Origin of the sequence: Nonomuraea spiralis, assembly GCF_014648435.1 — a bacterium.
GTDB classification, from domain to species: Bacteria; Actinomycetota; Actinomycetes; order Streptosporangiales; family Streptosporangiaceae; genus Nonomuraea; species Nonomuraea spiralis.
The window spans coordinates 1-12,415 of record NZ_BMRC01000038.1 but is presented as its reverse complement, the minus strand read 5'-3'; the positions used below and the strand labels follow the sequence as shown (position 1 = coordinate 12,415).

9 protein-coding genes and 1 rRNA gene are annotated in these 12,415 nt (G+C 71.0%); 7 read left to right on the top strand and 3 right to left on the bottom strand.

What is annotated here, in order from left to right; all coding sequences use genetic code 11:
* The first annotated feature begins 120 nt into the window (after nt 1-120).
* Nucleotides 121-819, top strand: coding sequence for an alternative oxidase (locus IEZ27_RS47325; RefSeq protein ID WP_189653242.1), 699 nt, complete (start codon nt 121-123; stop codon nt 817-819).
* Here IEZ27_RS47325 and IEZ27_RS47320 read toward each other — a convergent pair.
* Nucleotides 816-2,267: an MFS transporter gene (locus IEZ27_RS47320; protein WP_229824992.1), complete on the bottom strand. Its 1,452-nt coding sequence runs from the start codon at nt 2,265-2,267 to the stop codon at nt 816-818. The two genes, IEZ27_RS47325 and IEZ27_RS47320, sit on opposite strands and share 4 nt — an antisense overlap.
* Nucleotides 2,268-2,322: 55 nt before the next feature.
* Between IEZ27_RS47320 and IEZ27_RS47315 the strand changes: the two genes are divergently transcribed.
* The 6 genes from IEZ27_RS47315 to IEZ27_RS47290 all read left to right on the top strand — a co-directional run bounded on the left by IEZ27_RS47315 (nt 2,323) and on the right by IEZ27_RS47290 (nt 9,419).
* Nucleotides 2,323-3,024 (top strand): TetR/AcrR family transcriptional regulator C-terminal domain-containing protein, encoded by a 702-nt coding sequence (locus tag IEZ27_RS47315; RefSeq protein ID WP_189653240.1) that lies wholly within the window; start codon nt 2,323-2,325, stop codon nt 3,022-3,024.
* A 13-nt stretch (nt 3,025-3,037) separates the two neighbouring features.
* Nucleotides 3,038-4,666 (top strand): AMP-binding protein, encoded by a 1,629-nt coding sequence (locus tag IEZ27_RS47310; protein WP_189653239.1) that lies wholly within the window; start codon nt 3,038-3,040, stop codon nt 4,664-4,666.
* Between the two features lie 56 nt (nt 4,667-4,722).
* Nucleotides 4,723-6,339, top strand: coding sequence for a PucR family transcriptional regulator (locus IEZ27_RS47305; RefSeq protein ID WP_189653238.1), 1,617 nt, complete (start codon nt 4,723-4,725; stop codon nt 6,337-6,339).
* Entirely contained in the window at nt 6,336-7,367 is a 1,032-nt protein-coding gene (locus IEZ27_RS47300) for a DmpA family aminopeptidase (protein WP_189653237.1), read from the top strand. The genes IEZ27_RS47305 and IEZ27_RS47300 overlap by 4 nt, the downstream gene beginning before the upstream one ends.
* Nucleotides 7,368-7,372: 5 nt before the next feature.
* A complete protein-coding gene (locus IEZ27_RS47295) occupies nt 7,373-7,756 on the top strand; it encodes a cupin domain-containing protein (RefSeq protein WP_189653236.1) in 384 nt (127 codons plus the stop codon).
* Between the two features lie 190 nt (nt 7,757-7,946).
* A complete protein-coding gene (locus IEZ27_RS47290; protein ID WP_189653235.1) occupies nt 7,947-9,419 on the top strand; it encodes a phosphodiester glycosidase family protein in 1,473 nt (490 codons plus the stop codon).
* Nucleotides 9,420-9,497: 78 nt separating this feature from the next.
* Here IEZ27_RS47290 and IEZ27_RS47285 read toward each other — a convergent pair whose 3' ends face one another.
* Nucleotides 9,498-11,312: a tetratricopeptide repeat protein gene (locus tag IEZ27_RS47285; protein ID WP_189653234.1), complete on the bottom strand. Its 1,815-nt coding sequence runs from the start codon at nt 11,310-11,312 to the stop codon at nt 9,498-9,500.
* A gap of 868 nt (nt 11,313-12,180) precedes the next feature.
* Nucleotides 12,181-12,297: ribosomal RNA gene (gene rrf, locus IEZ27_RS47280) — 5S ribosomal RNA — on the bottom strand.
* Nucleotides 12,298-12,415 lie beyond the last annotated feature (118 nt).

Below are 12,415 nucleotides of genomic sequence, written 5' to 3'. Positions count from 1 at the left end.
GGCGTACGCGCCGGACCCTCGGTACGCCCCCAGAGGCACGGCGATTGACCACTCACGGGCGACGACCCGGCGGGGCCCGCTCGGCCACCATCGGATCATCGACGAACCGAGGAGACCGACATGACCGTCACCATCGACCATCGCCCCGAGGCGCCCGCCGGGCCGCCCAAGCTCGACCGCGACCAGCTCCGCCGCGCCCAGCAGGACACCCTCGACACACCGCGCATGAACTACAGCCTGCTGGCGCGGATGATGTTCAAGCCCGTCGACCTCCTGTACGGCAAGAAGGGCTCGTACACGAAGTTCGCCATGCTGGAGATCATCGCCCGGGTGCCGTACCAGGCGTGGGAGCGGATGGGCTACTGGGCCGTCCACCGGCACGCGGGCCGCTCGGCCCTGGCCAGGAGGGTCTTCGAGCGCATCGTGGAGGCCCGTGCCGACCAGGACAACGAGCAGTGGCACCTGCTGATCGTGCAGGACCTCGTGCAGCGCGCCGGGCAGCGTCAGAGCCTGCTGCTGCACAAGGCGGCGCCCTGGCTGATCGCGTTCTTCTACTACCACGTGTCGTGGATGTTGTTCCTGGTCCGGCCGGACTGGAGCTACCGGCTCAACGCCGAGTTCGAGGACCACGCCGAGCACGAGTACATGACGTTCGTGGCCGAGAACCCGGACCTGGACTTCGTCCCCGACCCCGGCACGTACGCCGACGAGTACGGCCGCTACCGCTCGGTGGCCGACCTGCTCCGGCAGATCGGCCACGACGAGCGCGTGCACAAGCTCGACAGCCTGGAGAGCATGCGTGAGCCCCGCGTCCGCTAGACCTCGGCGAGCTCGGGAGCGGCCGCGACGGGGGCGGCCGGGCGCAGCACGACCAGCGCGAGCAGCGCGGCGGCGACACTGAACCCGGCCCCGACCCACGACCCGAAGTGCACGGCCGTGGTGAAGGCCTGGTCGGCCACCTCGCCGAGCCCGAGCCGCTCCGCGACGCCGATCGACTCGCGGGCCGCCGCGGGCGCGTCGAGCGGCATCTCCGAGGTGTAGACGCCGGCCAGCACACTGCCGAGCACGGCGATGCTCATGGCCAGCCCCACCTGCTGCACGGTGTCGTTGAGCGCGGATCCGACGCCGGCGTGCTCCAGGGGGATCGCCCCCATCAGCGAGGCGTAGGCGGACGGCCCGGCCAGGCCGGCCCCCGCGCCCATCAGCACCAGCCCGCCCATGAGCGGCAGGTAGCCGGTGGTGAGCGCCATCACCACGAAACCGACGGACATGACCACCAGTCCGGCCGAGATCAGCACCCGGTTGGACACCTTCTTGCCCAGCGCCGCGCCGACGCCGTTGAAGATGACGGCCGCCGCCGCCTGGGGCAGCATGGCCAGACCGGCCTGGAGCTCACCGTAGCCCAGCACGAACTGCAGGTACTGGGTCAGCATCAGCATCACGGCGCCCGCGCCGAACGACATCAGCAGGATCGAGAAGGACGCGCCGCTGAAGTTGCGGTTCCTGAACAGTTGCAGCGGCAACATCGGGTGCTCGGCCCGCCGCTCCCAGATCACGAACGCGGCCAGCGACACCACCGCCAGCGCGATGAAGGCGATGTTCCACTCCCGTTCGATGATCACGTAGACGGCCGAGGTCAGGCCCACGATCGAGAGCACCACGCCCACCGGGTCGACCTTGCGTCCGGTGCTGCGGGTCTCGGGCATCAGGACGAAGGCGGCCACGATGGCCAGCACCGCGATCGGGATGTTGAGCAGGAAGACCGAGCCCCACCAGTAGTGCTCCAGCAGGAAACCGCCCAGCGTCGGCCCGGCGATCACGCCGAGCATCGCCACGCTTCCCCAGATGGCCATGGCCTTGCGCCGCTCGTCCTCCTCGAAGACGGTCATCAGGATGGAGAGCGTCGAGGGCATCAGGATCGAGCCGCCGACCCCCATCAGCGCCCGCGCGCCGATCACCTGCCAGGGCTCGGCGGCCAGCACGGCCAGCAGCGACGCGCCGCCGAAGAAGGCCAGGCCGATGACGAGGAAGCGGCGGCGGCCGTACCGGTCGGACAGGCTGCCGGCGGTCAGCAGCAACCCGGCGAAGACCAGCACGTAGGCGTCCAGGATCCACTGGATGTCGGACGGGGTCGCGCCCAGCTCCTCGATCAGGGACGGGATCGCCAGGTTCAGCACGGTGCCGTCCACGGTCAGCACCAGCAAGGACAGGCAGAGAACGACAAGGACCCACCAGCGTCGGGGGTCTCGTACAGTGTTCGAGGTCACCCGCACAGCGTACGACAACTCTCGCACACTGTGCGAGAGCATTTATCCTTGAGGCATGACCGGCAAGCAGTTCACCTCCGTCTGGTTCCGCGAGCCCCGCAAGGCCGCCACCCCGGCCCGCAGCCGCGAGGAGATCGTCAGGGCGGCGATGGAGTTGCTCGACGAGGAGGGCCTGACCGGTCTGAGCATGCGCAAGCTCGGCGCGAAGCTGAGCGCCGGCGCCACCAGCCTCTACTGGTACGTCGCCAACAAGGACGAACTGCTCGAACTCGCCTACGACCAGATCTGGGCCGAGATGACCGTCCCCGACGCCCACGAGGTGGGCTGGCGCGACGCCTCCTCCTCCTGGGCCTACAGCATGCGCGCTGTCATGCTGCGCCACCCCTGGTCGGCCAGTCTGCTCGGCCACGTGCCCGCGCTCGGCCCCCATGCCCTGACGGCCTCCGACCGGATGCGCAAGGTGTTCAAGGCGGCCGGCTTCCGCGGCCTCGACGTCGACTACGCCGTGGCCGCCGTCACCGCCTTCGTCTACGGCATGACCCTCCCCGAGATCGCCTGGGACGTCACCGTCGGCGACTACGACTACGACGCCGAGGAGATGCGCGGCCTGGTCGCCAAGGCCGCGGCCGACTTCCCCGACATGCTGGAGAGCCTGGCCATGGAGGCGTACGAGGATCCGGCGGTCGTCCGCGCCACGGCGTTCGACTTCGGGCTCGTGTCGGTGCTCGACGGCCTTGAGCGGCGGCTGGTGACGTAGCAGGATCCGTGGCATGAGCGATTTCCGCGCCGCCCGCGACCTTCTCCTGAACGCCGACTACGCCACGGCCCGCCGCGACTTCCGCTGGCCGCGGGCCGAGGAGTTCAACTGGGCGCTCGACTGGTTCGACGGTGTGCTGGCCGCCGAGACGCCGCAGGCCGCGGCCCTGACCATCGTCAGTCCCGGCGGCCGGGTCTCCTACACCTTCGCCGAGCTGTCCGCCCGTTCCAACCGGGTCGCCAACTGGCTGCACGAGCAGGGCGTACGCCGGGGCGACCGCGTCCTGCTCATGCTGGGCAACCAGACCGAGCTGTGGGAGTCCCTGCTGGCGGCCATGAAACTCGGGGCGGTGATCATCCCGGCCACGACCCTGCTGACGGCCAAGGACATCGGCGAACGCCTCGAACGCGGCGGAGTGGCCCACGTGATCGCCAACGCCGCCGACGCGGGCAAGTTCGGGGCCGGCGAGTTCACGAGGATCGCGGTCGGCGACGCGTACGGCTGGCTGCCCTACCACGAGGCGTACGAGTCGGACGAGCACTTCACCCCCGACGCCCCCACCAGGGCGCAGGACACCCTGCTGCTCTACTTCACCTCCGGCACGACCTCCCAGCCCAAGCTGGTCGAGCACACTCACGCCTCCTACCCGGCCGGCCACCTGTCCACCATGTTCTGGATCGGCCTGCGCCCCGGCGACGTGCACCTCAACGTCTCCTCGCCCGGCTGGGCCAAGCACGCCTGGAGCAACGTGTTCGCCCCCTGGAACGCCGGCGCGACCGTGCTCATCCACAACTACGAACGCTTCTCCGCCCGAGCCCTGCTGGAGGTGCTGCGCGACGAGCGCGTCACCACGTTCTGCGCGCCGCCGACCGTCTGGCGCATGCTCATCCAGGAGGACCTGGCGGCCTGGAAGCTGCCGCTGCGCACCGCCGTGGCCGCGGGCGAGCCGCTCAACCCCGAGATCATCGACCAGGTCGCCAAGGCGTGGGGCATCACCATCCGCGACGGATACGGCCAGACCGAGACCACCGCCCAGATCGGCAACGTACCGGACGAGCCGGTCAAGCCCGGATCGATGGGACGCCCGCTGCCCGGCTACGACATCGTGCTCGTCGACCCCATCTCCGGCGAGCCCGGCGACGACGGGGAGATCTGCCTGCCGCTCGACCCGCGCCCCCTGGGCCTCATGGCCGGGTACGTCGGCGGCACCGGCGAGGCCATGCGCGACGGTTTCTACCACACGGGCGACGTCGCCACCCGCGACCAGGACGGCTACATCACCTACGTCGGCCGGACCGACGACGTCTTCAAGGCCTCCGACTACCGCATCTCGCCGTTCGAGCTGGAGAGCGTGCTGCTGGAGCACCCGGCCGTGGCCGAGGCGGCCGTCGTGCCCGCCCCCGACCCGGTACGCCTGTCCGTGCCGAAGGCGTACGTGATGCTCGCGCCCGGGTACGAGGCCGGCGCCGACACCGCGCGGTCGATCTTCGAGCACTGCCGCAGGGAACTGGCGCCGTACAAGCGGGTGCGGCGGCTGGAGTTCGCCGACCTGCCGAAGACGATCTCCGGCAAGATCCGGCGGGTGGAGCTGCGGGTGCGCGAACCTCAGGGCGAGTACCGCGAGGAGGAGTTCAACCTGTGACAGTGTGTATATGGTCGTATGACCGTTTTTACAGCCTGATCGGCTAGGCTCGGCCCGTGCTGCCCACCATCGCCGACGTCCTCGCCCTGGAGACCGTACGCCGGGGCAGCCCGCGCGTGGTCGCGGGCGCCGACCGGCTCGACAGCAAGGTGCGGTGGGTGCACGTCGGCGAGATCGCCGACATCGCCCACCTGCTGCGCGGCGGCGAGCTGGTGCTCACCACGGGCGTCGCGCTGCCCGACGACCCGGAGAAGCTCGCCGACTACATCGGCGAGCTCGCCTCCGTCGGCGCCTCCGGGCTGATCGTCGAGCTCGGCCGCAGGTTCCTGAGCGAGCTGCCGCCGGCGGTGGTCAAGTCGGCCGAGGAACACGGCCTGCCGGTCATCGTGCTGGCCCGCGAGACGCCGTTCGTGCAGATCACCGAGTCCGTGCACGCCCGGATCATCGACATCCAGCTTGAGGAGCTGCGCGCCTCCGAACAGCTGCACGAGGTCTTCACCGAGCTGTCGGTCGAGGGCGCCTCGCCGGCCGAGGTGCTCGCCCAGGTCGCCCGGCTGTCCGGCCGCCCGGTGCTGCTGGAGAACCTGGCCCACCAGGTGCTGGCCTGCGAGTCCGCCGGGCGCGACGCGGGCGCGCTGCTGGCCGGGTGGGAGAGCAGGTCGCGGGGCGTGGCGCCGGCCGAGCGCACGGCGTACGACCCGGCCTCGGGCTGGCTGGTCACCACCGTGGGCGCGCGCGGCCAGGACTGGGGACGGCTCATCCTGCTCTGCGAGACCCCACCGACACCGCGTGAGATGGTGCTGGCCGAACGCGCCGCCACCACGCTCGCCCTCGGCCGCCTGCTCGAACGCCACCAGGAGTCCCTGGAACGCCAGGCCCACGGCACGATCATCACCGGCATCCTCACCCACGCCTACGCCGACCCCGACGAGGCCGCGGCCCGCGCCCGCGCCGTCGGCGTGCCGCTGACCGGACGCAAGCTGATCAGCGTCGTCATCCGCCCGACCGAACCCGCCGACCAAGCGCTCGACGGCCAGGCACAGCTCGGCGAGCTGGCCGAGGCCACCGCCGCCGCGTGCCGCGACGCCCGCCTGCCCGCCCTGGTCGGCGCGCTCGACCAGGAACGGATCGGCGTCCTGCTGCCGCTCCCGCCGCGCACCCACGCCGAGCCCGCCCTCACCGCGCTCGCCGAGCGGCTGCGCGTGCTGTGGCGGCCCGGCTCGGCGTTCGTGCTGGCCGCGGGGTCGGTGGTGGAGTCCATCCGCGACGTACGGCGCAGCTTCCTCGAAGCCGAGCAGGTCGCGGACGTGGCCGTCCGCCAGCCGGACGGCCGTGCCTTCTACCGCCTGCCCGACCTGCGCCTGCGTGGCCTGCTCCACCTGCTGCGCGACGACGCCCGGCTGCAGACGTTCGCCGAACGCGAGCTGGGCCCGCTGCTGGCCCACGACGCCCAGCGCGGCGGCGACCTGACCCGGATCCTGCGCACCTACCTCGACGCCGGCCGCAACAAGGCCGTGGCCGCGCAGAAGGCCCACCTGTCCAGGCCCGCCTTCTACGACCGCCTGCGCCGCCTCGAACGCATCCTCGACACCGACCTCGACGACGTCGAGTCGTGCCTGTCACTGCACGTCGCGCTGCTGGCGCTGGAATCCTTCCGCAGGGAGAACCGTTGAGAGCTCGCGATCACGGGATCGTCGTCGGCGCCGGCACCCCCGGTCCGCTGAACGCGATCACCGACGTGCCCGGCGTCCTCGTCGGCCACACCACGCTCACCGAGGGCACCGCCCGTACGGGCGTCACCGTCGTACGTCCCGGCCCGGGGTCGGCCTACGATTCCCCCGTCTACGCCGGCCACCACTGGCTCAACGGCAACGGCGAGATGACCGGCCTGCCCTACCTGACCGACTTCGGGCAGTTGCACTCGCCGATCGGCCTGACCAACACGTTCTCCGTCGGCGTGGTACGCGACGCGCTGGTTTCCCTGGAGATCGGCGGCCGGGGCGCGGGCGCCTGGTCGCTGCCGGTCGTGGCCGAGACCTGGGACGGCCTGCTCAACGACATCGACGCCCAGCACGTACGCCCCGAGCATGTCGAACGCGCCTACCACGACGCCTCGTCCGGCCCGGTGCCCGAAGGCTCGGTCGGCGGCGGCACCGGGATGATCTGCCACGGCTTCAAGGGCGGCATCGGCACCGCGTCCCGCGTGGCCGGGGGCTACACGGTCGGCGTGCTCGTCCAGGCCAACCACGGCCGCCGCGACCGGCTCACCGTCAACGGCCGCCCGATCGTCATGGACGACGTGCCCGTACCCGGCGGCCCCGAGGGCGCGGGGTCGATCATCGCCGTGGTCGCCACCGACGCGCCGCTGCTGCCCCACCAGTGCCGCAAGCTGGCCCAGCGCGCCGGCCTCGGCGTGGCCAGGACGGGCGGCGCGGGCGAGAGCTCCAGCGGCGACGGCTTCATCTGCTTCGCCACCGGCAACCGCGGCCTGCCCTCCAACGCCGTGGACGCCGGCGGCCCCGGCGTGTTCGAGGTCAAGGTGCTGGCCGACGCCCGCCTCGACCCGCTCTACCACGCCGCGATCGAGGCAACGGAGGAGGCCATCGTCAACGCGATGGTCGCCGCCGGTACGATGACCGGCGCGAACGGCTTCACAGCCCGCGCAATCGACGGCGCCCGCCTCGCCGACCTGGTGAAATGAGCAACATGTCCGATGTCCTGATGCCCGACCTCGAAGACCTCGGCCGCATGATCGCGGCCGCGGGCGCGTTCTCCGTGCCCGTGCACGACGTACGGCTGACCCCCGACGAGCTCGCCCCCGAGCAGATCGTCGCCGGCGACCCCGCCACGTCGTCGCTGGAGCTCGGCGGCGGCCGGGGCATCTGGGAGATCACGCCCGGCGTCGTCACCGACGTCGAGACCGACGAGATCTTCGTGGTGCTGTCCGGCCGCGCCACGATCGCCGTCGAGGGCGGCACCACGATCGAGGTCGGCCCGGGAGACGTCTGCCTGCTGGCCGAGGGCGCGCGTACGACGTGGATCGTGCACGAGACGCTGCGCAAGGTGTACCAGTCCCGGCAGTCCGCCTAGAACCCCATCACCGTCCGCATCTCCCCCGGCAGCGGGGAGACCTCCGCACGCGAGTACGTGTCATAACTCAATATCATCTGAGATGGGTGTCAATCTCGTAACCTCTTGAGCCGTTTGGCGCGTTCGGCTGACTTCGGGACCTTGATCTCGCCAGGATAGTTCGGTCCCTTTTCCGCCCTCTGGAGAGTTCATGTCGCGACGCACCCTCGCCGGCGGCCTGGCCATAGCCGCCACGCTCACGGTCATCACCACACTGCCCGCCTCGGCGGGCCGGCTCGCGGTGAAGTTCCCGTCGGCCAACTTCCCGCTGGGCGCCCAGCCTGCCGCCACCAAGACGCTGACCGCCGTGACGCAGGGCATCGACCTGTACGACGTGAAGGCCGGCAGCTCCACCGACGGCTACACGGTGACCGTGCTGATGCCGAGCGGCCGCGACTACGGCGCGCTGGAGACCGCCCAGGCCAAGGTCGCCGAGGTCGAGGCGGCCGGGGAGGCGCCCAGCCTGCAGAAGGTGATCCGGCCCAGCGTGGCCGACGCCCCCTCCCAGACGGTCTACATGGTCCGCGTGGGCCTGTGGTCCTTCAAGGACAAGGCGAAGGCCGACGAGACCGCCAAGACGCTCAAGGACGCGGGCCTGAAGGTCAAGGTCGACTACCTCGGCGACGACGGCCTGAAGACCACCGGCCCCTGGGACGCCAAGGTCGTCATGATCGACGCCGGGACGTTCCGCGGCTCGTACGCCGCCTCGCTCGGCACCAGCGTCGCCAAGCGCGAGACGGTCTCCTCGATGGCCAAGGCGCGCAACGCGGTGGTCGGCGTCAACGGCGGCTTCTTCAACATCCACACCGCCAAGAACCTGCGCGGCGAGCCCGTCGGCGCCTCCGTGGTCGCCGGCCGGCTGCTCAGCGAGGCCGTACCGGGCCGCTCGGCCGTCGTGCTCCAGGGCCGTACCGCCCGCATCACCGAGCTGAAGACCGACGTCACCGCGATCTCCCAGGACGGCGACAAGCTCGTCCTCAACGGCGTCAACCGCGCCGCCGCCACCGACGAGGCCGTCCTCTACACCGAGGAGTACGGCGCCAAGACCCCCGCCGGCGGCACCGACATCGTCCTCGACGCCAACGGCAAGGCGGTCGCCGTGCGCACCAGCGGCGCTGCCATCGCCAAGGGCACCCGCGTCCTGCACGGCCAGGGCACGTCCGCCGAATGGCTCGACGAGCACGCCTGGGAAGGCTGGACGGTCAAGATCGACACGAAGGTCACCGACCTGCGTACCAGGAAAGCCCTCAAGCTGACCCCCGACCTGAACGTGATCGCGGGCGGCGTCGGCCTGGTGCGCAACGGCCGCGTGAAGATCACCGCCAAGCGCGACGGCCACGACTCCGTGAACATGATCCTCCGCCGCCACCCGCGCACCCTGCTCGGCGTCACCAGGAACGGCAGCCTCATCCTGGCCACCATCGACGGCCGCCAGCCCGGCGTGACCATCGGCGCGAACTTCCACGAAGCCGCCCAGTTCATGCGCTGGCTCGGCGCGGTCCAGGCCATCAACCTGGACGGCGGCGGCTCCTCCGCGATGGTGGTGTCGAACAAGCTGGTCAACCGGCCCTCGGACGGCGTGGAGCGCGGCGTCGGCGACGCCCTCCTCGTCCTTCCCCAGTAGCGGCCGGGGCGCGAGGGGCAGGCTCGCCCCCTCGCGCCCCGGCTCCCCGGACCGGCCCTTGCGGCGGTCCCTCGCCCCTTAAGGGCGGGCACGGGCCGTCCAGTGGGCAAGCTGTTCCCGCGTGGTGACCGTCGCCGGATGCCCGGCCCCGAGCACCCGCTCACGTACCGGAAGCAACGTCGCGTACTGGTCGCGGGCCGCGGCCGCGTCCCCCGCCTGGCCGGTCCACTGGGCGAGGTTGGCCTGCGTGGTCAGCGTGTCCGGATGCTCGGGGCCCGACACCCAGCGCCGTATGGGGATCAGGGCCGCGTACTGGTCGCGGGCCGCCACCGGATCGCCCGCCCGGCCTGTCCACTGGGCGAGGTTGTGCCGGGTTGTCAGGGTGTGCGGGTGTCTGGGACCGAGCACCCGTTCATAGACAGGCAGCAACGCTACATACTGGTCGCGGGCCGCCGTCGGATCGCCCGCCTCGCCCGTCCAGAGCGCCAGCTCGTGCCGGGCCGTCAGCGTGGCCCCCTCCTCCGGGCCCAGCGCCGCCGCGAGCGCGGCGGCGATCTCCTGAAACAACGACCTCGCCGTACGGTAATCGCCACTCGCCCCCAGATACCGGGCCGTCTTGTCCATGCCGGGCGAGGTCGGGCCGAGCACCGTCCGGATGTGCGGCAGCAACCTCGCGTACCGTGGCCAGCGTGCCTTCTGCCCCGGATCGTCCGGCAGCACGGCCTCCACCAGCACCGCCGCCACCTCTCGCCAACGACGCTGCACCCGCCGCGAGAGCTGGTCGAGCGTGACGGCCTGCACCAGCCGGTGCACCGTGACCGCGCCGTCCACGGGCGGCCCGATGAGGCTGTGCCGCCGCAACGCGGTCAACGCCGCGTTGATCCTGAGCGTGTCACGCGGCAGCGCCCGCATCATCACCAGCACGCTCGGATGCACGTCACGCAGCAACCGCGCCGGCGGCCCGGGAATGCGCCCGTAGGCCCGCCGCCGCTGCACGTCCGCCCGGAACAGCTCGCGCGGCGCCCACCGCTCCAACGGCGACAACAACAGATGGGACGGAATCGCCTCGTGCGCGTAGCAGGACAGCAGCCGCAGCAGCGCGATGGCCTGCGGACTCGTCCTGGCCAGCCGCTCGAACGCGAACTGCCAGGTGGACGCCACCCGCTCCCGATACCCCCACGCCTGCCCCTGCGCGAGCAACTCGGCCCGCTGATGATGCAGCAGATCCAGGTACTCCGACAGCGCCAGCCCGGTCTCCGACATGTAGGCCGCGGCCTGCTCCAGCGCCAGCGGCAACGCCCCGAGCTCCGACACCACGTCGGCCGCCGCCACCTCGTCGTCCTGCCCCGAACTCGACAGCAGCAGCCGCGCCGCGCTCACCAGATCGAGCACCGGCAGCTCCAGCCCCTGATCCCGCGGCCACCGCCCGGAACGACTCGTGACCAGCACATGCCCGGGCCCCACCGGAGGCAGGAACGGCAACAACGCCTCGGCCTCCGGCACGTTGTCAAAGATCAACAACCACGGGTCCGTACGCGCCGCCAGCGCGGCATGCACCTGGTCGACCGGGTCCGCCGCGTCCGCGCCCAGCTCCCGTAAGCCCATGAGCGCCGCCAGCCGGGCGAACGCCGCCGACAACACCGCCGGTTCGGCCGCCGGCAACTGCCAGACGAGGTCGTACTCCTGCTGGAGGCGGTAGGCGTACTCCAGCGTCAGGCTGGTCTTGCCGACGCCGCCGAGCCCGTGCACGGCCACCACCGCCGGCCGTACGTCGCTCCCCAGCAGCCGCTCCCGCAGCTCCGCCACGGTCTCGTCGCGTCCCACCAGTTGCGGTGGCCGCGGCGCGAGCTGCACCGGCCGCGTCGCCACCCGCGGCCGAGACGGCAGATGCACATCACCGATGACCTCGACATGCCCCCCGGTCACCGCCGTGGACCTGTCGCCACTGACGGCCGTCCCGGACGCCTGCCCCCCACCCCCATCCGCTTTGGCGCCCTCAGCAGCCCCCGGCGGAACCAGACCACCGCGCCCGGCCCCACTTTCCCCGGAACCACCGCCACCGGCACCACCCCGACGCGCATCCGCCGGCCCCGAACCGCCGTGACCAGCGCCCACCTGCCCCGAACCGCCCCCGGCCCGCCCGGCACCCCCGGCAGGATCACCGTCATCGGAAGCCACCACCGCGGCCCGCAGCTGCGCCCACAGCCCGACCCCCGCGATGAACAACCCCGCCACACCCACGAACATGCTGACGACGCTGGCCCGCTTGTCCAGAAGCTCCAGCTGTAACGGCTCAGCGAAGATCCCCACGACCCCCGCGGCCACCAACCCGACGGAGATCGACGTGAACGTCCACACCAGTAGCCGGCGACTACGGCGCGCTGACTGCTTGGAAGGGGGAGAAGCGGTCACCCATACAGAGTGACGCGATTACGTTGAGTATCCTAGCGAGATTGGAAGGTCCATGACCAACCCTGACCTCGCCCAACACCCACAGCAGAGCACCGCCCCCTCAGGGCCAGAACGTTCGGCACCCCCGGCGTCGCCGAGGGCCTCAGAGTGCCGCGCAGTACGTGCTACCCGCCACCGGCCCCTCGGCCATCGGCCGCCGGACGGTCGAGGGCGGAGCAGAGCGAAGGCCGCCTCGGCCACTGGCAACGACCCTGTTCGCGTGTGGCACCTCATCGCAGCACACCGCCACAGAATTCCCCGTAAACGCAGAAAGGGCCCCGACCGAAGTCGGAGCCCTTCCCAAAAGATTGTCCGGCGGTGACCTACTCTCCCACACCCTCCCGAGTGCAGTACCATCGGCGCAGAGAAGCTTAACTTCCGGGTTCGGAATGTAACCGGGTGTTTCCTTCCCGCCATAACCGCCGTAACCCTATGAAACTGTCAAACGAACAACGCCGTTTGCTGTCTCAGAATTGCCTAGTGGACGCGAGCAAGAAAGCTTTGAGGTCAAGTCCTCGGCCTATTAGTACCGGTCAGCTCCACAC

Bases quoted from the DNA above. Each gene is read 5' to 3' on its own strand.
- IEZ27_RS47315 (WP_189653240.1), top strand. From the start codon at position 2,323: ATGACCGGCAAGCAGTTCACCTCCGTCTGGTTCCGCGAGCCCCGCAAG.
- IEZ27_RS47295 (WP_189653236.1), top strand. From the start codon at position 7,373: ATGTCCGATGTCCTGATGCCCGACCTCGAAGACCTCGGCCGCATGATC.
- IEZ27_RS47325 (WP_189653242.1), top strand. From the start codon at position 121: ATGACCGTCACCATCGACCATCGCCCCGAGGCGCCCGCCGGGCCGCCC.
- IEZ27_RS47310 (WP_189653239.1), top strand. From the start codon at position 3,038: ATGAGCGATTTCCGCGCCGCCCGCGACCTTCTCCTGAACGCCGACTAC.
- IEZ27_RS47290 (WP_189653235.1), top strand. From the start codon at position 7,947: ATGTCGCGACGCACCCTCGCCGGCGGCCTGGCCATAGCCGCCACGCTC.